General features: G+C 50.0%; 20 protein-coding genes, 2 pseudogenes and 2 riboswitches. Of the genes and pseudogenes, 4 read left to right on the top strand and 18 right to left on the bottom strand.

Translation table 11 applies throughout. The features are described from left to right. Positions 1 to 85 precede the first annotated feature (85 nt). Positions 86 to 224: riboswitch (cyclic di-AMP (ydaO/yuaA leader) on the bottom strand. Between the two features lie 188 nt (positions 225 to 412). Both trhO and FPL14_RS00870 read left to right on the top strand, forming a co-directional pair. Next, positions 413 to 1,315 (top strand): oxygen-dependent tRNA uridine(34) hydroxylase TrhO, encoded by a 903-nt coding sequence (gene trhO / locus FPL14_RS00865; protein ID WP_182301248.1) that lies wholly within the window; start codon positions 413 to 415, stop codon positions 1,313 to 1,315. Between the two features lie 27 nt (positions 1,316 to 1,342). Beyond that, positions 1,343 to 1,972 (top strand): helix-turn-helix transcriptional regulator, encoded by a 630-nt coding sequence (locus FPL14_RS00870; protein ID WP_182301249.1) that lies wholly within the window; start codon positions 1,343 to 1,345, stop codon positions 1,970 to 1,972. A gap of 58 nt (positions 1,973 to 2,030) precedes the next feature. On the opposite strand, the gene FPL14_RS00875 is transcribed toward FPL14_RS00870, so the two are convergent. The 6 genes and pseudogenes from FPL14_RS00875 to FPL14_RS00900 form a co-directional block, all read right to left on the bottom strand. Beyond that, positions 2,031 to 2,285 (bottom strand): hypothetical protein, encoded by a 255-nt coding sequence (locus FPL14_RS00875; protein ID WP_182301250.1) that lies wholly within the window; start codon positions 2,283 to 2,285, stop codon positions 2,031 to 2,033. After that, positions 2,272 to 3,486 (bottom strand): hypothetical protein, encoded by a 1,215-nt coding sequence (locus FPL14_RS00880; RefSeq protein ID WP_182301251.1) that lies wholly within the window; start codon positions 3,484 to 3,486, stop codon positions 2,272 to 2,274. Before FPL14_RS00880 ends, FPL14_RS00875 begins: the two co-directional genes overlap by 14 nt. Positions 3,487 to 3,502: 16 nt before the next feature. Next, positions 3,503 to 4,321 carry a hypothetical protein gene (locus tag FPL14_RS00885; protein ID WP_182301252.1) on the bottom strand — a complete coding sequence of 273 codons (819 nt, stop codon included), beginning with the start codon at positions 4,319 to 4,321 and terminating at the stop codon, positions 3,503 to 3,505. Next, positions 4,318 to 5,007 (bottom strand): ATP-binding cassette domain-containing protein, encoded by a 690-nt coding sequence (locus FPL14_RS00890; protein ID WP_182303786.1) that lies wholly within the window; start codon positions 5,005 to 5,007, stop codon positions 4,318 to 4,320. The genes FPL14_RS00885 and FPL14_RS00890 overlap by 4 nt, the downstream gene beginning before the upstream one ends. A gap of 36 nt (positions 5,008 to 5,043) precedes the next feature. After that, a pseudogene (locus tag FPL14_RS00895) lies at positions 5,044 to 5,430 on the bottom strand (GntR family transcriptional regulator); the annotation flags it as partial. A gap of 249 nt (positions 5,431 to 5,679) precedes the next feature. After that, positions 5,680 to 6,459, bottom strand: coding sequence for a MerR family transcriptional regulator (locus FPL14_RS00900; RefSeq protein ID WP_407644637.1), 780 nt, complete (start codon positions 6,457 to 6,459; stop codon positions 5,680 to 5,682). A gap of 173 nt (positions 6,460 to 6,632) precedes the next feature. Between FPL14_RS00900 and gdhA the strand changes: the two genes are divergently transcribed. Continuing rightward, positions 6,633 to 8,006: an NADP-specific glutamate dehydrogenase gene (gdhA, locus tag FPL14_RS00905; RefSeq protein WP_182301253.1), complete on the top strand. Its 1,374-nt coding sequence runs from the start codon at positions 6,633 to 6,635 to the stop codon at positions 8,004 to 8,006. A 78-nt stretch (positions 8,007 to 8,084) separates the two neighbouring features. Here gdhA and FPL14_RS00910 read toward each other — a convergent pair whose 3' ends face one another. Continuing rightward, complete coding sequence (locus tag FPL14_RS00910) at positions 8,085 to 8,855, bottom strand: undecaprenyl-diphosphate phosphatase (RefSeq protein WP_182303788.1); 771 nt, start codon at positions 8,853 to 8,855, stop codon at positions 8,085 to 8,087. 195 nt (positions 8,856 to 9,050) lie between these two features. Further along, on the bottom strand, positions 9,051 to 9,764 hold the full coding sequence (locus tag FPL14_RS00915; protein WP_182301254.1) for a hypothetical protein: 714 nt from the start codon (positions 9,762 to 9,764) through the stop codon (positions 9,051 to 9,053). A gap of 191 nt (positions 9,765 to 9,955) precedes the next feature. On the opposite strand from FPL14_RS00915, the gene FPL14_RS00920 reads away from it, so the two are divergent. Next, complete coding sequence (locus FPL14_RS00920) at positions 9,956 to 11,629, top strand: ribonuclease J (RefSeq protein WP_182301255.1); 1,674 nt, start codon at positions 9,956 to 9,958, stop codon at positions 11,627 to 11,629. Here FPL14_RS00920 and FPL14_RS00925 read toward each other — a convergent pair. From FPL14_RS00925 to FPL14_RS29700, 10 genes and pseudogenes are all read right to left on the bottom strand, one after another. Further along, positions 11,616 to 12,548, bottom strand: a complete 933-nt coding sequence (locus FPL14_RS00925) for an EamA family transporter (protein ID WP_182301256.1) — start codon at positions 12,546 to 12,548, stop codon at positions 11,616 to 11,618. The genes FPL14_RS00920 and FPL14_RS00925 overlap by 14 nt on opposite strands. A 75-nt stretch (positions 12,549 to 12,623) precedes the next feature. After that, positions 12,624 to 12,723: riboswitch (purine riboswitch) on the bottom strand. A gap of 92 nt (positions 12,724 to 12,815) precedes the next feature. Next, on the bottom strand, positions 12,816 to 13,226 hold the full coding sequence (locus tag FPL14_RS00930; protein WP_182301257.1) for a DUF2203 domain-containing protein: 411 nt from the start codon (positions 13,224 to 13,226) through the stop codon (positions 12,816 to 12,818). Positions 13,227 to 13,329: 103 nt separating this feature from the next. Next, positions 13,330 to 14,217, bottom strand: coding sequence for a DMT family transporter (locus FPL14_RS00935; protein WP_324617858.1), 888 nt, complete (start codon positions 14,215 to 14,217; stop codon positions 13,330 to 13,332). A gap of 179 nt (positions 14,218 to 14,396) precedes the next feature. Beyond that, a complete protein-coding gene (locus FPL14_RS00940; RefSeq protein ID WP_229263925.1) occupies positions 14,397 to 14,669 on the bottom strand; it encodes an ABC transporter permease in 273 nt (90 codons plus the stop codon). Next, entirely contained in the window at positions 14,666 to 16,582 is a 1,917-nt protein-coding gene (locus FPL14_RS00945) for a YhgE/Pip domain-containing protein (protein WP_182301259.1), read from the bottom strand. The genes FPL14_RS00940 and FPL14_RS00945 overlap by 4 nt, the downstream gene beginning before the upstream one ends. 144 nt (positions 16,583 to 16,726) lie before the next feature. Beyond that, the gene (locus FPL14_RS00950) at positions 16,727 to 17,353 is read right to left on the bottom strand and encodes an FMN-dependent NADH-azoreductase (protein ID WP_182301260.1); all 627 of its coding nucleotides are present in this window, start codon (positions 17,351 to 17,353) and stop codon (positions 16,727 to 16,729) included. Positions 17,354 to 17,524: 171 nt separating this feature from the next. Beyond that, on the bottom strand, positions 17,525 to 18,184 hold the full coding sequence (locus FPL14_RS00955; protein ID WP_182301261.1) for a response regulator: 660 nt from the start codon (positions 18,182 to 18,184) through the stop codon (positions 17,525 to 17,527). After that, a complete protein-coding gene (locus tag FPL14_RS00960) occupies positions 18,181 to 19,848 on the bottom strand; it encodes a GAF domain-containing sensor histidine kinase (protein WP_182301262.1) in 1,668 nt (555 codons plus the stop codon). Before FPL14_RS00960 ends, FPL14_RS00955 begins: the two co-directional genes overlap by 4 nt. A 154-nt stretch (positions 19,849 to 20,002) precedes the next feature. Beyond that, positions 20,003 to 20,821, bottom strand: coding sequence for a DUF2935 domain-containing protein (locus tag FPL14_RS00965; RefSeq protein ID WP_182301263.1), 819 nt, complete (start codon positions 20,819 to 20,821; stop codon positions 20,003 to 20,005). Positions 20,822 to 21,076: 255 nt separating this feature from the next. Beyond that, positions 21,077 to 21,823: pseudogene (locus FPL14_RS29700) on the bottom strand (VanW family protein); the annotation flags it as partial. Between the last annotated feature and the right edge of the window lie 5 nt (positions 21,824 to 21,828).

Below are 21,828 nucleotides of genomic sequence, written 5' to 3' on the forward strand. Positions count from 1 at the left end.
CGAGAGGAAATACTCCGATAATTGAAGGGCCTTAAATAAACAGAAAAGACCCTTGTGAAAGGGTCCGAAATGTTTAATCAATTGACAGACCCATCTGCTGCTGACGAGGTTAGCTGACGGACTCGGGTAGATGGTACCCTTCATTCCTAAGAATGATTCGCCCCTAATGACTGGTTCCCCCGCTTCTCTCCCCTTACAGGTCGAGAACTAAGCGTACTCTAAATTTTAAGCGGAATGGCTCCGATTGTCAACCACTTAATAAACATCCATGTTGACTAAGTAACGACAAGGAGCTAAAATAGCTAAATAACGGCTGCAACCGCTTGGATATTACGACTAGCTTGGCGGAAGAGAATTTCCCTTTCTCTTCCGCTATTCTTTATTCCGATACAATTTAGAAAGGGGTTTGATCATGACTACAGAATATCGCATCCTATTATTTTACAAATACGTACCCATCGCCGACCCGGAGGCTCTGACTGCGGAGCATCTCCAATATTGCAAGGAGCTCGGAATCAAGGGACGGATCCTGATCGCCAGCGAAGGCATCAACGGAACGTTATCCGGTACGATCGAGCAAACGAACCGCTATATGGAAGCAATGCGGTCGAATCCCCTCTTCTCGGATCTTCTGTTCAAAATCGACGAGGCAAGCGGGCACGCGTTCAAGAAACTGTTCGTCCGGCACAAGAAGGAACTCGTCACGTTGCGTTACGATAAGAAGCTTGATCCGAATACGGACGGCGGAGGAAGACTGACGCCCAAAGAATGGCATGATCATCTGGACAGGGACGATGTCCTTATCCTGGACGGAAGAAGCGACTACGAATATGATCTCGGCCATTTCCGCAACGCGATCAGACCCGACCTCGAGACGTTCCGCGAATTTCCGGAGTGGATTCGAAATAACCTAACGGAACATAAGGACAAGCGCATTCTAACGTATTGCACGGGCGGCATACGTTGCGAAATGCTGACCGCCGTGCTCAAAAACGAAGGCTTCGAGGACGTATTCCAATTGGATGGCGGCATCGTCACCTACGGACAAGATCCCGAAGTCCAAGGAAGAGGCTTCGACGGCAATTGTTACGTGTTCGATGAACGCGTCTCCGTTCGAATTAATCAGACGGACGAGCATATTTTAGTTGGCGAATGCCATCACTGCGGCAAGAAGACGGACCGTTACGTCAACTGCAAGGACGATACTTGCCATCTTCAGCACCTGGTATGCGAAGAGTGCGAGAGCGACAAGCGGGGATATTGTTCATCGGACTGCGAATCCCATGATCTGGTTGCTTCCGGGTCAACCCTCTAATCATTCGCGGTATCTGGAGGTTACGAGATGAAAGACGAATTGGACTTATCTACCCGCAACAGAATCATGCAGATGTTGAAGACGTCCGGAGAGCTTACGACCAAGGATCTAACCGAACAGTTGGGCATTACCGGAATGGCGGTCAGGCGCCACATCTCGAACCTGGAACGGGAAAACCTGATCGAATCCACGACGGTGCGCATACCGATGGGACGACCTGCAGCCGTCTATCGGTTGACCGATCAAGCCGATGACTTTTTCCCGAAAAATTATCACGCCGTCACGCTTGATCTGTTAGCGGAACTAGAGGGCGAGGCCGGCGAAAATATGGTCAACCATCTCTTCGACCTTCGTAAGACGACTCTTATGAATAGGTACAGCGGCAAGATGACGAATAAAGATTTGGAGAGCAAAGTAGCTGCCTTATCGGAAATCCAGAACGAAAACGGTTATATGGCTACTTGGGAGAAAAGCGGAGACAATGACTATACGATAACCGAATACAATTGCCCGATCTCCCGGGTCGCCAATAAATACAATCATGCTTGCTCTTGCGAGCTCAAACTGTTCGAATCCCTGCTAGACGCGGAAGTCAGCCGATCCGATTGTTTGGCCAAGGGGGACAAGAAGTGCGTCTACCATATCCGTCCCCAATAAAAAACGCTTCTTTCCTTGAGTCATAGGAAAGAAGCGTTTTTTTTATTGCATGGAAGGATCAACTTGCGTAGTGAAGCTCTATCGATTTCTTAATAATCGTTTTCTTGAAAAAGGCACGCTGACGTTCAGGCGATTCTTGATAGATGTCATCGTTTAAGCCAACTTCGATTAAGCCTGCTTTCGTTGCGTCTATAGCTAAGTTCTCATCCTGAAGAATCAAGTATGCGATCTGATAACCGTACACTTCAAGACTTCTGAGCACCTCGATTTTGCTCTCGAGATTTAACTCCGGACGACGATTACGATTTAACATAGATATTCATCAAGTGCAGGTTTTTCATCTGTTCCTCGGATTTGGACTCCGGTCCCTCGAAGGTTGCCTTGCCTTTGTACAAAACGTTTCCGTTCGTTGCATCGACGACGGCAACATAGGAGACGTCCGCTTTGCGGAGCAGCATGTAGATTCGGTCTCCTCTATTCGTCGCCGAAGCGATCTCGTCGACATCCAGCTCCCGCGCCGTTAATTCCGTTACTCCGGGCAATGGCTGTTGAGAAGCAACATCGTAGCGTTTCAAAGTAACAACGTTCCGATCATTGACAATCGATGAAAATATGTTCCCGTTTAACGTATTGCCATCGAAAAGGATCAATTCTTCGCCTTGCTTAGCAGACTGAGGCAGTGCGGTAAGTTTGCCCGTTCTGTATGCGTACGAGTACACCCGTTCGGACCGAATGATCTCGCTGTAGCTTCCGTTGGATTCATTTGTAACTTCCTTCTCCAGAGCCCTTATGACAACGTGTTCCGCGGGTTTCGAGCGGATTTCGTTGGAAACCGCGTAAAGATCGACGTAGATTCCCGGTTGTTCGGAAATCGCTCCGACATCCAGCTTCTCGTCCCTGATGAGCTCGCCGTTGCTTAGATCCAAGACATAAATGCGATACTCATCCGATATGCGGACGAGAATATGAACTTCATCGCCGATCCGTTGAACGTCTCCGATAGCGACGTAGCCAAAGAAAACGGATTCCGCGATTTTCGTCCTATAATGATTAACATTTCCGTTTTTTTCGTTCAGCAGATCCATTTTCAAAAACACGTCTTGTTTGTCCATGAGTAAATTGTCCGTAATCGTATCCGCATAGATGAGCCACTCTTCGTCTTTATAGAAGTTGTCCATCGAACTCTTTCCTCTCATGAAATTGCGATGCTCTTTCTTGAGATCTTTGTATTCCCGATCCGAATAAAACCAATTGAAATTTTTCTTCACATGCTCCTCGTAGAGGGATACGTCTTTCTTATACACGGTCCCCTTCGTATTCAAGGTTAGAAATTCGGAATGCAGTACGCCTCCATACCAACCGTTAATCTCGATTACGTCCATTTCCGTCGGACTGCCTTCTATCGTATTCAGTTTATACTCGGGCAATTTTTCCATCGCGCCGTATACATAGTACGTGCATATAGCGACGACTATGAACGCGCCAAGCAAGGCAGTTAATAGATACCGTTTCATTTCCGTTCCCTCCTTTCTATACCGATACCTTCTTGGTTATTAATCGGAATCCGAGCCAGATGGAAACCGTAACGATAAGGACGCAAATGAGGAGTTCGATCCCCCAAATCTCTTCCGGATAGAGATAAGCATCCGAAGTGTCGATCCCGGCGAACAATGGAAACGAAAAAGCGAGCAAACAAGCAAGCAGATATAGGACACCATATACGATCCCGATTAGCCGATAGCTTCTTTCCAGCAAAATCGCCGTAAACACGGCCACTACGGACATCACGCCTATTCCATAGGACAGTACAAATTGATCCAAGTTCCTCGGCAGCAGCAATTCGAACGCTTGATTGACGGAAACCGCGTCCATGAAATAGGAAGGTTTAATTTGTTCCGCAGGAACCATAAGCTTAAAAATGAAATGCTCGATCGGAAGGAGCAGCAGTTGGAAGGATATGAGCCCGAATACGAACAGAAGCATCGCCGTAAGCTTGGCCAAGTAAATATGACTCCTGGCCGTCGGCAGCATAAGCAAACGGTAAACGAACGTATTTCTTCCTAGCCAGTCACGATACCAGATGAAGAAGATATATAAGATCAGCACTGATATGCTGGCGATGATCGGGATGGTAAACAAGAATTGGGTGCTCGCTATCGCCTGCGCGAACGACATGTCCATTACCGGGTATCCATACTTGATCAGAACTTTCTCATGCATGTTCAACTCTTCGTTTAAGTGCCAGATCAATGCGACGAATTGGATAATCATCGTAAAGGCCATTAAGCCGGCAAGAATATACCTGAATCTGTGTACCTCCATATGCACGAGCTTTAAGTATCGGTTCAACCGAGATACACCTCCCTCATGACGTCCACGATCGACTTGCCTTCTTCGCTGCGAACTTCTTCGCAATTAAATTCGCGTACAACCTTCCCCTGATGCATAATGACCGCTTTATCGATCAGATGCTCCATTTCCACGATCTCGTGCGTCGTCAGCAGAACCCCTCGATCCTCGATCAAATGGCTTGAGAATACTTCGCTTATGAGCTCCCGACTAAACAGATCTATGCCCGAGAACGGTTCGTCCATCAGCACGTAATCCGTGTTCTGGGCCAGGCCCAGCACGAGGTTGTATTTTGCCGCCGTTCCCTTGGACAAATTGCCGATCTTATCCGAGCCTTCCAGACGGAAGAAGCGCATGAGCTCGTCCGCTCTCCCCGTGTCCCAGTTGTCGTAGAAATCGGCCATGAAACGCAAGCCCTCGGTCAGCTTCATCCCAAGAGGCATCGTCAAGCGATCGGGAATGAAAGCCACCTTCTCGTATGTAGTTTTGTTAAGGGGGACGCCGTCGATCAGAACTTGACCGTTCTTAAGCGGAGTTAATCCCATAATGGCTTTCAGGATCGTGGATTTGCCTGCTCCGTTAATCCCCGTTAAACAGGTGATTTGCCCTTTCTCCGCGGTAAATGAAACGCCGTTCAAAACGTTTCGCATCCGATACCGCTTATGAATGTCGCGGACTTCAATCATTCCGTTCGCCTCCCGTTCGAAACGACCCGCCTGCGTCCTCTGCTCCGAGTATTTGATCTTCACCAAATCCAACAGTTCCTCTACCGGAACGTCGATCTTCCGCACGGAAGCGACGAAAGCTTCGACGGCTTCCCCCAGCAACTCCGCGCGAATCGCTCTAAGCACTTTCTCGTCAGCCGTAATTCGGCTTGGCGAATTTCCCTCCGTAACGATCAACTGACGTTCCTCCATCTCCTTATAAGCTCTTTGTGCCGTATTCGGGTTGATTTTCAACATGGCTCCTAATTCCCTGCGGGAAGGAATGACCTGACCCGCCTCAAGCCGGCCGGTTACGATTTGTTCCTTGAAATGGCGCACGACCTGCAAATATACCGGATCCCGGTTATTAAACGCGACTTCCTCCCAGCCCTCGCCTGTTTTCATGCCAAAACCTCACAATCTTCAAGTGTGTGTACCAAATAGTTCATACACTGGATAGGTGTATTATCCCCTCAGTACACTTTCGCTGTCAACCCTTTTATTTCCCAATAAGTATTTATAGAGTACTCACGGCTAAGAGCGCTCGTTCAAGGACTGGAATCGAATAAAACTCAAGCGGAAAACAAAAGAAAAGGGTTATCCGACCGGTCTGAGTTGACCTGAGGGATAACCCCTTAATTCCTTATTGTTTCATTATTCAACGCCAGTGTAGATCAGTACGGCGTCTCTCAGAAACCGGGCAACTCCCGGCTGATCCTTATCGTAGTAAGCGGTAAATCGCCCATCGTCTACGTACATTTGCGCTACGCCCGCGTGCGCTTCTTTGCTGTAGCTGTCCCAGTAGAAGCTTAGCCATTGTCGATGCAAATCGGCAGCCTCCTGGGCGAGCTCTCCCGCCGGATCTCCCGTGGCGAAAGCTTTCGCCAGAGTAGTATGAATGTTCTCCGCTAACCGCTCTACCTCCGCATGTTGCTGCTCCGTCATTCCTCTTAGCTTGTCGTTTGCTTGGTTGATCCGGTCTTCGCCGTATTTAGCTCTAATCTCCGCTCCGTATTTCCGTTCGTTATCGTCGATCAGTTTTTGTTTGAAACCTTCGAATTTTTGCTTATCGCTCATGGTTTGAGTCCCCTCTCGGCTTGCTAAAGTGAGATCGATGTTCGCCAGCAATACATCCAATTGTTGCCTTCTGGCCAGCAGATTGTCCCGATGTTTCCTCAGAGCGCGTTCCGCATCGAATTGTGGAGAAGTCACAATTTCCTTAATCTCTTCCAAGCTAATGTCAAGCTCGCGATAAAATAGAATTTGCTGTAACCTATCCACCTCCAGTTGCCCGTAGATACGGTAGCCCGATGAATTGATTCTCGCCGGCTTGAGAAGTCCGATTACATCGTAATACCTGAGCGTTCGGGTGCTGACTCCGGCCAATTGCGCCAGCTTTGTATGGAATATTCCACCTTCAATCCCCCCTTGCAAACTGATCGTACACCTTTACGCAACGTAAATGTCAATACACATAAAGTAATTCATTCACCTTTAAAAAAAATTTTAATTTGCTTAAATTTCGTGTATAATCTACAATCATTAAGTATAAAAATGCATGGTTTATAACGTTTAATGCAAATAATATTAAGGAGTGTTATGAAAGAGTGACAACGATCACAGCAGAGCAATCTTCAGCCGCGCAACAATATGTTCAGTCCGTATACGAAGCGGTAATTAAACGCAACCCACACGAAAGCGAATTTCATCAAGCGGTTAAAGAAATTTTAGACTCCCTTACTCCTGTATTTGCTAAACATCCTAAATATATGAACTCAGGGATTCTGGAACGGATCGTCGAACCGGAACGCGTCGTATACTTCCGAGTTCCATGGGTAGATGATCAAGGCAAAACTCAAGTCAACCGTGGTTTCCGCGTTCAATTCAACAGTGCAATCGGCCCTTACAAAGGCGGTCTTCGCTTCCACCCTTCCGTTAACGCAAGCATCATCAAATTCCTCGGCTTCGAACAAATCTTCAAAAACTCCTTGACCGGCCTTCCGATCGGCGGCGGTAAAGGCGGTTCCGACTTCGATCCTAAAGGCAAATCAGACAACGAGATTATGAAATTTACCCAGAGCTTCATGACCGAGCTCTACAAATATATCGGTCCCGACGAAGACGTCCCTGCCGGAGATATCGGCGTAGGCGCTCGCGAGATCGGATACATGTTCGGACAATACAAGCGCATCAGAGGCGGACACGAAGCAGGCGTTCTTACAGGCAAAGGCATTATTTACGGAGGAAGCCTTACTCGTACGGAAGCTACCGGATACGGCTGCGTTTACTTCGTGAACGAAATGCTTGAAGCCAAAGGCTTGAGCTTCCAAGACAGCACGGTCGTTGTTTCCGGTTCCGGAAACGTATCGATCTACGCCATCGACAAAGCTACTCAATTGGGCGCGAAAGTTATCGCTTGCAGCGACTCCAACGGTTATATCTACGATCCGAAAGGCATCAACCTTCAAACCGTTAAACGCTTGAAAGAAGTCGAGCGCAAACGGATCAGCGAATACGTGAACGAGCACCCTCATGCCGTCTACACGGAAGGCTGCACGGGCATCTGGTCGATCCCTTGCGATATCGCGCTGCCATGCGCTACGCAAAACGAAATCGACGAAGAGTCCGCTAAATTGTTGGTTGCTAATGGAGTTAAAGCAATCGGCGAAGGCGCTAATATGCCTTCCACTCTTGAAGCGATCGAAGTGTTCTTGGACAAAGAAGTTCTATTCGGACCTGCCAAAGCGGCTAACGCCGGCGGAGTTGCCGTTTCCGCTCTGGAAATGTCCCAGAACAGCATGAGATTGTCTTGGACTTTCGAAGAAGTCGACGCTAAGCTTCACGGAATCATGAAAAATATTTACCAAAACAGCGTTAAAGCCGCTCAAGCCTACGGACATCCGGGCAACCTGGTCGTTGGCGCCAACATCGCCGGCTTCATCCGCGTTGCGGACGCTATGCTTGCTCAAGGCGTTGTCTAATAATCATACAACACGAAAAAAATAGCGGACAGGAAGGCTCAACCTTCCACCGCTATTTTTTTGTTTTTGTTCTATGTTCTAAAGATACAAAATAATGAAAAAGATAATGGCGAGCGCGAACCGATAGTAAGCAAACCACGACAAACTCAATCTTTTAATCAAGTTCAAGAACGTAACGATGGCGATCATGGCGACGATGAAAGCCGCTGCCAAACCGACTAAGAACAACGGAATATCGGATGAAGTCAGGAACTCCCTGCTCTTGTAGAGATCGTATGCGGAAGCGCCGAACATGATCGGAACGGAGACGATAAACGTGAATTCGGCCGCCGCCTTCTGGCTCGTTCCGAGCAGCATCCCTCCGGATATCGTCGACCCGGATCTTGAGAACCCCGGCCAAACCGCCAAGCACTGAAAGAGACCGATACCGAACGCCTGTTTATACGAAATCTCGTCCATCGTCTCCGCGCTGACTTTCCTTCGAATCCGATCCGCGACTATCATGAGGATACCGCCGGCGACAAGACCGATTAATACGGGCGTTGGACCGAATAATCGTTCCTTGATGTAGCCGTGTATCGTAAAACCGGTAATCACGAATGGAATCATGGCGACAATGACATGGATGATATTGATTCCCGGGCGTTTCAGTGCAGTAGGAGTGATATTCAAGAAACCGACAAACCTTCTCCAATACAAGACAAGAACGGCCAGTACCGCCCCTAGCTGGATGACGACCTTGAAAGTATCCGCCGCATCCCCTTCGAAGTCCAGCAACCGCCCCGTTAAGATCATATGGCCCGTTGAAGATACGGGGAGAAATTCGGTTAACCCCTCTACGATTCCCATAATGACAGCTTTAATGTATTCGTTTAACTCGTTCAATCTAGCAACCTCCGCTTCTTTATTCCTTGCTCTACTATAGACAATCCGATATATGGAAAGCCATCGATTTCCATGACAAAACGAAGCTTGTCCCTTACAAGTTTGTAAGGTGACCCGCCGCGCATAAAGACGGCTCGTCCCAAGAACGAGCCCTAAACGCTACGCTTTAGTTATTTTGGACGGATTGTTGACCTTATACAAAATTTCTTTGTTGAATTTCTTGTCTACGACTTTACCTTCAAACGTAAGCACGTTCCCGACCTCAAGTTCGAATCCTTTAAGCGTGTTGCTATACCCGCACCAAGCATCGCCGATCGCAAGCGGAGAATCGCCGACGATCGCGACTTCTTCCAATAGCAGTATCTCGTCGTCATTGTCGGAAAATGGATTCGGCTTCGTCGTGAACTCTTTTACCTTGGCGGTAAACTTCACTTTATCGACAGGCAGCTCTAGTTTTTCTTTTTTCTCGGCTTGTTTTTTCGGAGCTTTTTCGGCTTTGGGCGCCTTCTCTCCTGTTGCTTTCTTCTTCGGCTTTTCCGCTTCCGCTCTTGGAGTCTCGCCCTCTTCCACAGCTTCCGAGTCGTCCGAAATCGTTTCTTTGCCGAAGGTTCCGCTTTGCATTTCTTTCAAATACGAAGGGTGGATGCAAGATAAGCTGCCATCCTCGAATTCAACGACGAGTACGTTCAGGTTACGGTACTCTTCATAGCCTTTGATTACGACCTGGCTCTGGCTTGAGCCGTGCTTGTACAAAAACTGCTTTTTAGGCGTCTTGCCGAACAGTCCCCAGCTTCGTCCCTTTTCACCGTAATCTTCTTCGTTCTCGAACGTTATGTACTCACCCTTGGGCGGGTAATATTGAATACTGCTCATATAGACATCCCCTCATTTCCGCTTAATCAAAGAAGTGCACCTACTTCAACGCTTCTTCTCATTGTACCTGTGATAAGGCTTGAGAACAATGGATAAGCCGGCCTGCTTTTTGGAAGAGTTCCCGAATTCGGATGAAACCCGGAGGACTAGGCAATACTGCTCTTATTCTTCGGATATTGGGGGTTCTGTAGTTGAGCACTGTGGACAAGAAATTATCGATCGCGGCCCTTGGCGGCGTCAACGAGATCGGCAAGAACATGTACGTCATTCAATACGGAGACGATATAGTAGTCGTCGATTGCGGCTCCAAATTCCCTGACGAAAGCTTGCTTGGCATAGATGTTATCATTCCCGATATCGCCTATTTGCTTGAAAATCACACGAAAGTCAGGGCGTTAGTCGTCACGCATGGTCATGAGGATCATATCGGAGGCATTCCATACGTCCTTAAACAACTGAACATGCCTATTTACGCGACAAGGCTAACGCTAGGGCTGATCGAAGGTAAATTAAGGGAGCACGGATTGCTCGCCCAAGCGCGGCTAAATCAGATTCAATCGGATTCCCACATCGTCTTGGGAACGATTAGATTGAGTTTCTTCAGCACGAACCATAGCATCCCCGATTGCCTCGGAATCGCCTTCGATACTCCCGAAGGAACGGTCGTACATACGGGCGATTTCAAATTCGATCTCACTCCGGTGAATGAGCAATATCCCGACATCCACAAGATGGCCGATCTCGGCAAGCGAGGCGTGCTAGCTCTTCTCTCCGAAAGCACGAATGCCGAACGTCCGGGCTTTACCCCGTCGGAACGGCTCGTGGGCGAGCATATCGCCGAAGCTTTCAACAAAGCGACGCAAAAGATTTTCCTGTCCACCTTCGCCTCCAACGTCCATCGGCTGCAACAAGTGATTGACGCCGCGGAGCACACCCGCCGGAAGATCGCCCTGTTAGGCAGAAGCATGGTTAACGTCGTAAACGTAGCCGCGGAGCTTGGTTATTTGCGTATTCCGGACGGGATGTTGATTGAACCCGCGGAGGTGAACCAGTACGCTCCCCACGAGGTCGCCGTGCTCTGTACCGGGAGCCAAGGCGAGCCGATGGCCGCCCTGTCCCGATTGGCCAGCTCGAATCATCGTCAGGTCGAAGTCTTGCGCGGAGACACCGTCATCATTGCCGCCACTCCTATTCCGGGCAATGAACGCAACGTTGCGCGCATAGTGGACAACTTATACGAGCTTGGAGCCAAAGTGATCTACGGGACGGGCTCCGTTACAGGGATGCATGTATCGGGCCATGCGAGCCAAGAAGAGCTAAAGCTGATGCTGACGTTAATGAAGCCGAAATATTTTATTCCCGTTCACGGCGAATTCAGGATGCTGCATCAGCACCGATTGCTGGCGGAATCCGTGGGCGTGAGCGCGGGGCATACGTTCATTGTCAAAAACGGCGACGTCGTAGACATCCAGAACCAAGTCGCCGTCCAAACCCGTAAAATTCCGACGGGCATTACGCTCGTGGACGGTCTTGGAATCGGCGACGTCGGCAATATCGTCTTGCGCGACCGCAAAGTCTTGTCCGAAGACGGGATCTTGATTATCGTCATCACCCTCAGCCGGGCGGAGGGCAAAATCATTTCCGGGCCGGATACGATTTCGCGCGGATTCGTCTACGTTCGCGAATCGGAAGGGCTGATCGAGGAAGTCAACCGCATGACGGTAGCCGCCGTTGAGAAATTGCTTGCGGACAACGTTAACCAATGGAACATATATAAACAAACGATCAAAGAATCGATCGGCAAGTTCGTCTTCACCCATACGAAGCGGCGGCCGATGATTTTGCCGATCATTATTCAAATTTAAGCGGTCGAATGCGTCTCAACAGCTCCGGAAGCGCCACGCCCAGCATAACGAGCATAACGCCTGCCCACTGCAGAACGCTAACGTGTTCGTGGAGAACGATTGCCGATAAGAACACGGCAACGGGCAGCTCCGATGCGCCGAGTATTCCGGTCAATCCTTCCCCGATATGAGGAACGCCGATCGCGAACAGTACCGGAGGCAAGAAGGCTCCGAACAATCCGAGCAATCCTCCGAATAAGAGCAGTTCGCTCCATAGCTGTCCATTGATCAGGAAATGCGGAGGGAACAGAACAAACACGAGCAGCATTCCGCCCGTGATCATCCAAGCGCTGCGGGAAGATGGAGGAACGGACGGAACTGCCTTCCCGCTCAACCAGATGAACAAGGAGTAACTGACGGCAGCAGATATTCCGAACGCTACGCCAATCCAGTTGAATCTTGCTATCCCCTGCTCTAAGATTCCAGCCGCCAGCAAAGTTCCGCCTAACAGAACAACCAGCGTAAGGACCATTAATCCGTTAGGACGTCGACGATGAATAATCGCATGGAGCAATACGCCCATCCACGTAAATTGAAACAATAACAGAATCGCCAGCGAATTCGGAATGTAGCGAAGGGATTCGTAATAGAGCAACCCTGTAACGGAAGAGGGAGTTCCCGCAGCCATCAAGATCAGACGCTGTTTCCATGTCAGCCTAGCCCCGGCTTTATCGCTTTGCAGCCCGGCAGCCGTTCGTCTCCCGTTCTTTTGCCGTACGCGCATAATCAACGCTAATCCCCAAGCGAGGATAAACCCGACCAACAACTGACTTCCGACTACTTCTCCCAGTTTATATCCTTCCCCGTATGCCTTAACGACGATCGTCGATAAAATACCGTAACTGATCGCTCCTAACAGAACGGACAACCTATATTTCATAATAAATGAGGCCTCCTTGCCCAGCGCTAACTAATAGAAAACAAAAAAACTTCCTGCCAAGAACAAGGGAAGATGCGAACAAGATCCCCTATCCGTAGCAAGGAAGTTAAGGCTTCCCGTAGAAACCCCCACCCTGATTTCGTGAGGTTATACGAATGATTGAAATTTATGAAAGACATATCGCAAAGCAACTCGTTGAATCATACTGCGCATTGCAGCGATTGTCAATCCCGTTAACGCGGAACTTGGACAATGACGATCAAACGTTTAATGGTCTTCCGGAAGACATTTACGTCCCATGAAACCATCGTTCCAACCATGATAATGGGTGATCGTCTCCTCGCCTTCCCTCCAGCACAGCAAAACTTCTTCCCCGTCCAATCGGGCGGGAAAGTCGACGAGGCCCGGACTGATCATCTTCAATTGGACGCCTTTGCGCGCGAAATTCTTAATGAGCATCTCCGCTTCCATGCGCATGAAATCGATCCGGCTCTCTACGACGAAAAACTCGTCTCGGCCTTCCTTAGCCGGCGGTTGCTTATGGCTTAGCTTCATTTTCTGAAGCTCGGAATGCTGGTCTTCGATCCGGTCGACGAGCTCCTGCAGCGCGGCCAGCTCTGCCTTAATTTGCGGCAGTAAAGCCGTCGCTTCGCTAAGAGTAAACCATTTGTCTCCCATTGCTCACCTACTCCTTACCTAAACGGAATATTCCTTGCCGGAAGCCCTTTATATAAGAATATATCATCCCTAACCTAACTTTACCTAATTTAAGAGGGTTGTTTCAAGACGCGTTCGCTTTTGACCGGCAGGTCGGCTGGTCTGTTCTGGCTTTCCCAGTTGACGAGGAATATTCGACGCAGATAAGAGCTCCGCCCGCGTATACTTCCCATACCACTGTCTCGCCAAGGAGCAGCCAACTCGTGAACACGCCGAACAATGGCACTAAGAACAGGAACGCGCTCGTTTTGGCGGGATCCCCTTTGCCGAGCAAGTAGTACCACAGCGAAAATTGAACGATCGAACACAGCAGGCTCAACCAAAGCAATGACGTTATCGAGATAACGGTCATTTCGAAGTGAGGCCGCTCGGAAATCGCGCTTAAGACGAATAAGGCGAGCCCGCCGAAAATCATTTGATACGCTGCCATCGCCGTCATATCGAATGAAGAACCCCAGCGTTTGATAAGCAACGTTGCAGAGGCAAAACAGATCGCGCCCGCGAAGCTGATGTACGTACCCGGTTGCAGTCCCATATGGAAACCTAATGTAATGACGACGCCGAGAATACCTACCGCAACGCCAAGCCACTGTCGTGCCCGGTACACGGCGCCGGTCAGCAATGTTCCCATGATGATGACTAACAGCGGATTCGTGAAGATCATAATCGAGGATTCCCCGGACGTAATCCACCGCATGCTGTAGTAGCTGCATCCCATGACGCCGGTCGATTGCAGCAATCCGATCGCGGCCACTTGGAGCCATTGCTTCGCGCCCGCAGGACGAGCTTTTTTGGCGACGATCAGCGCAAGCAAGCTTCCCGCTATAACGAACCTCAATCCCATTAACAAAAATGGAGGAGCATAGTCCAAGCCGATTTTGCCGACCGGAAATGCGATCCCCATTAAGAAAGTCGTCACTATGACGAGAATGATAAATTTGAATTTGCTCATGAATGTTGCCCTCCGACGATGACCGGCAAGTTGAGTTTGGACTAGCTTAAGTGTATATGAGGCGGCACTGGATGTATAATGATTGTTTTAAATGCCTGCTATCACTTTTTTTTATACCCTCTCGGCAAGCCGAGCATAACGTCAAGAAGATCTTCGCTCTAGCGAAGATCTTCTTGACGTTAGAACTTAACCGGCAACGATTGTTCGTCGGATTGTTTTTTCTCCTTATTCCTAATCGCGAAATAGAGAAAGGTCAGCAACAAAAATACGATCATGTATACGGCCAAATATGAGGCTTGATTCCACATTTCGTCATAATCGCCGCTGTTGATAACGTCCCTGAACCCGCGAATGCTGTAAGTCATCGGCAACCAGGGATTCATCGCCTTAGCCCAGCCGGGAAGCAGCTCTAACGGGAACGTTCCCGCGCTCGACGCGAGCTGGAAGATCATGAGCAACAGGACGACGAACGCCCGGGCAAGTCCAGCCAGGTCACCATCGCCTGCACGATAAACATGAAAGTGAATCCGACGATCACGGTATACGCGTAAAACAAAGGGATGCTCTGAACCTTCAGGCCGAGAACATACACAAGAACGGTTACGGCTATAAGAGACTGGGCAAGACTGATCAGCCCGAACGTTAAGGTTTTGCTGATAAATAGAGGAAAGCCTTTTGCGTTGTCGACGACCGTGGTGCGGGCGGAAATGATCGTCGTGAAGACGAGCGCTCCCGCGAAGAGCGCCATCGAGATAAAGTAAGGAGCGATCCCGTTCCCGTACAGCATGACCCTCCGCTCGTCATTCGTTCGTATCGTTACCGGCTGAGCCAGCATCTCGATCATCCGGTCGTTCGCTTGAATCGCCGAAGTTTTCTGCGCGGCTTCGTTCAGCTTGGACGAGAGTTCAAGCGAGCCCTCCGCTAGCTTAACCGAACCATCGACTAGCGGAGCAACTCCGCTGTTCAATCGCGAAGCGCCGTCGGCTACTTTGCCGATTCCGCCGCCCAGTCGGCTTAATCCGGAATGCAACTGCCCGGCGCCGTCGCTTACTTGACTAGCTCCTTGGGCCAATTGACCGCTGCCGCTCACCAGTTGGGCGAAGCTTGCATTAAATTGTTTCAAGCCGTCCGATAGCTGTTTTTGTCCGCTTACTAGATCCGTTACCCCTTGAAGCAAGCGATTTTGCCCGGCGCTTAACGTTTGGCTTCCCGCTAGCAATTTCTGCTGGCCTGCCGCTACGCTCCGGCTTCCCGAAGCCAATTTCTTTTGCCCGCTCAGCAGCGCTTTCGTTCCGCTGGACAACTCTTGGCTTGCGGTAAGCAGTTGCTTCAACTGGGCATTCGATGCGAGCTCCGCATTGTCGTCCATAAGCTTCTTGAGGCCGGAAGATAGTTGCGAGCTGCCTGCGGCTAATTGCTCAATGGAAGCGATCGAGCTTTCAAGTCCCGTTTCAAGCTGATTCGCGCCCGAAGCCGCGCTTTGCAAGCTAGCCGTTAATTCATCCGCGCCGTCTTTGGAAGCTTGGATCCCCGAACGCAATGCCGACGGGGCTTGTTCCGCTTGCGTTGCCCCTTCCCGCAGCTTCAAGCCGGCGTCCGACAGCTTCCGGGCACCAGCCGTTAAGTCGGCAGCCCCGCTGGCGACTTTGGAAGCTCCGTCCCGCACGCGGCTTGCTCCATCTACCAACAAGCCGATCTTGCTATTTAGTTGCGCTCCCCCGCTAGCCAGCTCCGCTAAACTTCCGGACGCTTTTGTTATTCCGTCCCGTACTTGGACAGCCCCCGTATTCAGTTGGGCCGCTCCTTCGCTTGCGTCGCCGAGTCCGCTGGATAAAGTCTCGAATTGCGAGTAAATACTTCTCGAGTATGCCTCCGTCAAATTGTGCGACAGCTTCTCCTTCAGTTCTTTGGTCGCGTTCTCGCTAATTTGCCCGGCAACGAAGTTATAGTAACTGTTGGATTCGAAGATGATTTCCGCTTGTCTGGGGTTATCGCTCGATAGAGACGCCACTTCTTCGGAAAACCGAGCGGGAATCGTGATCGCCGCATAATATTGATTCCCCTTCATCCCGACGAAGGCTTCATGCTCGCTTATGAAATGCCAGTCGAAGCTATGGTTTTCTTTCAGCTCGTCTACGAAATCTTGCCCCACGGTCATCGTTTTGCCTTCGAAGGTTCCCCCTTGATCGAGGTTAACGATCGCTACGGGAAGATTGCTCAACTGACCGTATGGATCCCAAGTTCCTTTAATCAAAAATCCGCTGTACAAGATCGGTATAAAGGCAACCGCAACGAACGTTACCATCAGCATCGGTTGCTGGATAAAATGGCCGAAAGCTTGCTTGAACACTTGAAAAGGGCGCATAACAGTCCTCCGATTGTATTGCGAGTCGCTGGTAGTATGTAACAATAACCCGCTTTCGTATGCACAAGAAGCCGACAACCGCATAATGCGATCGTCGGCTTCCATATGATCGATAATCGAGGATGAACTGTTGAAGCTGCCGAATTAGAATCCTACTGCGGCTTTTTCGGCTTTGGCAATGCCTTCGGCTACGATAGCTTCGGCTTTGTCCTGCATTTGGTTGTGGCCTTCGACGATGATGTTCTCGAAGTTCGTTACGCCGAAGAAGGACATAATATTACGGATATAATTGAACGACATTTCCGCAGCCGCTGCAGGACCTTCGGAATATACGCCGCCGCGCGCGTTAAGCAATGCGATTTTTTTGTCCGGAATCAGACCTACAGGGCCTTCAGTCGTGTATTTGAACGTTTTGCCCGCTTCATAGATGTAATCGATGTACGTGTGCAGAACGGCGGGGATCGTCAAGTTCCAAAGCGGGAATCCGAACACGACTTTGTCCGCAGCCAGGAATTGCTCAAGATATTTGCTTTTGACATCTACCGCCGCTTGTTCTTCCGGAGTCAGATCATAACCGCGGGCTGCTTTGAAGCTGCCGTTGATCATGTTGGCGTTCAAGTAAGGCAATGTTTCTTGGAACAGGTCCAGCTCAACAACCGTATCTTCAGGATGGCTTTGCTTGTAGCTATCCAAGAACGCTTGATACAGCTTTACGCTAACGGCTTGCTCAATGCCGCGGTCATTCGCTTTTACGAACAGTACAGTACTCATATCGGAAAACCTCCACCTTATTATTTAAGTTAGTAACTTTAAGTAACTACCATTACTATATACAGTTTTATTGGCGATCACATCGGCAATTAGGCCGAAATCCGCGCACAAAAAAATCCGCCATAGGCGGAGGACTAGTCTTAAGACTATAGGCTTAGATCTTTTGTGGATTTAATCTTTCGGCTGGAACAACTGAACCGCGAACAAAGCGGCCTGGGTACGGTCGGTAAAATTCAGTTTGCTAAGAATGCTGCTCACATGCGTTTTTACCGTTTTCTCCGCGACGACGAGACTGCTGGCGATCTCCTTGTTGCTTAATCCTTTCGTAAGCTGCTCCAATACTTCCATCTCTCTGGGCGTCAGCGAATCGACCGCTTCCTTGCCCGGCATCTTCCTAAGTTCGCTTGTAACCGGCGATAGTTGGGACAAAATCAAGTTCGAAATGTCGGGATGAAGCTGAATGTTGCCTCTATACGCGCTGCGGATCGCTTCGACCAATTGGTCCGGCTCCACTTCCTTCAGCATGTAACCGATCGCCCCGGTCTGCAGTGCCGGAACGATATGGCTGCGATCCGAGAAGCTCGTCAGGACGAGCACCTTCACTTGCGGATGCTGCTCCGAGATTAGCCGGCTTGCCTCGATGCCGTCCATAACGGGCATATTCAAATCCATCAATACGATGTCAGGCTGCAGTTTCCCGGCCAATTCTACCGCCTCTTGCCCGTTGTGGGCTTCTCCGACGATTTCGAAATCAGGCTGCAAACCTAAGAAAAACGAGATTCCTTTTAGTACGATTTGGTGATCATCCGCTAACAATAATTTGATCTTCACAGTCGATCTTGCTCCTCTTGCCGCTTTTCCTCTAGGATATGAATCGGAATGGTCACTTTGACGGTCGTGGCTTTGCCTTTGCCGCTCGTAATCTTGATCTCCCCGCCAAGCGCTTCCGCTCTCTCTCGCATGGACATCATTCCCATGGTCAGCTTGCCTATTTTCTTCTCGGTCGCGAATCCGTTGCCCCGGTCCGCGATTTCAAGACTCGTTTCCTTCTCCGACTTGAACAAACGAACATAAGCCGTATTCGTACCCGCGTGTTTCTTGACGTTGTTCAACGCCTCCTGGCCAATCCGCCAGAACGCCTCTTCAATCGCGCGCGGCAATTCCATGACGCCTTCCACTTGCTCGTATACCGTTAAATCCAATCGTTGGGCATATTGCTTTAACGCCGGCAGCAACCCGTTCTCCAATCCGGCCGGCCGAAGCTGCCAGATAAGCGATCTCATTTCCTTCAGAACTTCCTGCGACAGCTGTCCGATTTCCTGCAACGATTGCTCGATAACGGCTTCTCTGCCCGCCAGCATCGATTGAGCTCCCTTCGCCAGAAAAGAAAGAGAGAACACTTTCTGAATGACCGAATCGTGAAGATCGCGCGCCATCCGATTCCGCTCCTCCAATAGGGCAAGCTCGCTCCGTTGTTCATAGATTCGCAGATTCTCGATGCTCAACGTGAAATGGTCGCCAAGCGAATACATGAAATCTTCGTGATATTCGTCGAACTGCTTATTATGCGGGCTGCTAATCAGCAATACGCCGTATGGACGGCCTCGGCTGCGGAGCGGGATTGCCGCCGCCGAGCCGTAAGGGGGAATGCCGATCTCGGAGAAAACCGTACGGCAACTTTCCTTTTCCGAGCATGATTCGATAATCAATCTATTCTGAAGATAAGCCGTACGAACAAGACCCGCTTGATCCATCGCCAATGCTTGCCATTTCTCATCGACCTGATTGTGCTTGTATTGGGCATGAAGCGAAAGCTGGTCATTGTTATACTTAAATAAGGAAACGTGCGGCCAGTTAAACGTATCCCCGATGATCCTCACGGCTTTGACGGGGAACTGGTGCGATTCCGGGATCGAGTTGATTTGCTGGATGACGTCTCCCAGCTTCGCGTAGAGGTTTGCATTCTGTTCCTGAGCTTGATAGAGACGGACCCGCTTGATTGCCGTTCCGATCTGCAACGCGACCGCCTGCAGCAAAGCCAGCTCGTCCTCCGAGAACCGTTCTTTCCCTGCCGCCGCCACGTTAAGAAGCCCGAAACTCTCATGCCCGGCTTTCAGAGGGACGGTCGCGTGATGAGTTATTCCTTCCGTATCGCCGATCTTATGGGCGATCGCATAGTTGATTCGCTTGCACTCGATAATGTTGATAGCGCGATCCAGCTTGTTCTGCCGATAGCTCTCGATGCAGGAGCAGTCCTCGCCGCGCATCAGCGCATAGTTGCCTGCCGTCAAAGCCGGAGGCAGGTTCCGCGAGGCCGCGCATAGGTTGCCCGGTTGGTCGTTGAAGAGAAAGATCCAGCCCGTCGTAAAACCGGCAACCTGCAACAACTTCTTCAGGACATCGTCGAGCATCGGATCCATTTCATTCGTCGTATTCAGCATCTCCGCGATTTCTTTGAGCGCAAGAAGCTCGTTGGCGCGTATTTCCCGAGGCATTATTCTCCTCCTCTAACCATGCTCTATCTTATTATTCTGAACTTCATTCCCTCCTTAAGCAACCCCTTCTTATCCGATAGCAACAAGTTTACCCGCTTCTCGGCGATAACTCATCCGATTGGCGGGTATTCTCAACGTATTTGCCCTTCGCCAATTAGTGGCGCAGCATCTCTACATTCACTTGATTACCTGTTAATTGCTGTTCGAACATATCGATAATGAACAGGAACCTCTCCGCTTCGCGGAAAACGTGATCGGCCAGCAATGGATGAATGATGCTCTTGATTCGGCATGCGCTTATCAAATCACGGGCGGTTTTCTTAAAGTCTCGCAACGATTTAACCGACACTCTGTTCTCATCCAGAAATTGATCCAGCAGCGGCACCGTCTGGGATTGAGGGCTCATGCTTTCCAAATCCTTGGCTTGGAAGAGCAATTGGTCGAAGTCGTGGCTGAAATTCCTCGCTTGCTCGACGAGCTGCCGCTCGGACGGATCGAGGAGATGACTGATGAACTTGGCGTGATCAGCCATAATTCGCAGAAAAAACACGTTCTCATGGATGATCGCATCGGGCAACGGCTCCAACTTCCCGGCATTCAGTTCCTCTAATCGGTTCCTGAAATAAAAGGCTTCCCTGCTCGTGTGATCGACCAGTAACGGAAAGTTGTTCGCTCCGGGAAGCTGGCAGCGCAAAATCAATCCCAGCACTTTGCGTTTGAATGCCCAAATGTGGGAGGCTGCGTTATGAACCTCTGCGTTAAACCGTTGGATCGTCCGAGGATCGGTTTCCGTCGAGAACGCGTTCGCTCTGTTCTCAATGCCCTCGAATAAGGCGTAGAATTGATTAGCCTCATTGATTAATTGCGTATCTTCGCATCGGAACCCTAGCTTCAAGAACAAAGAATGCTCCTTCATAATGCGCGACCAAAATCTGACTTCATCCAACGACCTTGCCACGAATTCAATGGACACAACGATTCCCCTCTCGTCGAATCTTCTTCGACACAGCCTATGCGCGAGGTTGACGATGGGTGTATGCCCATTGACTGTCCAATTCGGATTATGGCTCGACAAGGTGTACATCTTGATCGGAGGGGACTTCTTCCGGCAGCCGTTTCGATGCGCTCGGAACGCGCGCGGCTTGTTCTTAATTTCGTCCGACGAAAACAACGTAATGGTAATTTGACCTCCATAGACGACGGCTCTAATCAACACGGGATATTCGTACTTGTTCTGAAAGACGAAATCCGGGCCGTACCAGCTCACCGTCGCATCGCGTCCGGGCGGAACGTAAGGGACGCTTCTGCTGTGCGAATAGCGTTGAACGATCTGAAGTCCCGCGCGATCGGCCGCATTGAATAAGGTCGAGGAAATTTGGCAAATGCCTCCGCCGATTCCTTCGGAAACTTCGCCTCGTACGATGACTTTCGCCCGCTGGTAACCTTTCTGCACGGATCGTTCGCCTACGACCTGATTGAAGGAGAAAGACTCCCCGGGAAACACGTATTGATTGTTAATGGCTTGGGCGGCAAGCCTAATGTTGTTTGATCGGTTCTTATTGTTCGAGTTAAAGTACGTCGTATATTGTCCGATCAATTTCTCCTTAATGGAGGTCAGCAGTTCGCTGTCCACCTTCGGATGAATCAACCGTTGCGGCGCCTGAATCCGTGAATCGCCGCCCTCTACGATGAAGCGGAATATCCGATCCACGAACGCACGGCGATCGAGTTCGCTTCCCATTTGCTCCGGAATGATCTTGCCCCCGTCATCCAGGCCTGCGTTAACGGGCGCTCGGTACACTTTCCTGCGTACTTCTTCCGTAAGCTTGTGCAGCTTGTCTTCGTTGACGACCGGCAAGCTTTGATAGGGAAGGATTAATTCGGAACGTTTGATATTCGTGATGGGCTGGTCTCGCTCTCCTACGATTAAGCGATCCGGAAGATCCGCTTGTTGCAAGAGCAGCAGTACGCCCATGATCC

The sequence above is a fragment of the Cohnella cholangitidis genome, assembly GCF_014107495.1.
Classification (GTDB): domain Bacteria; phylum Bacillota; class Bacilli; order Paenibacillales; family Paenibacillaceae; genus Cohnella; species Cohnella cholangitidis.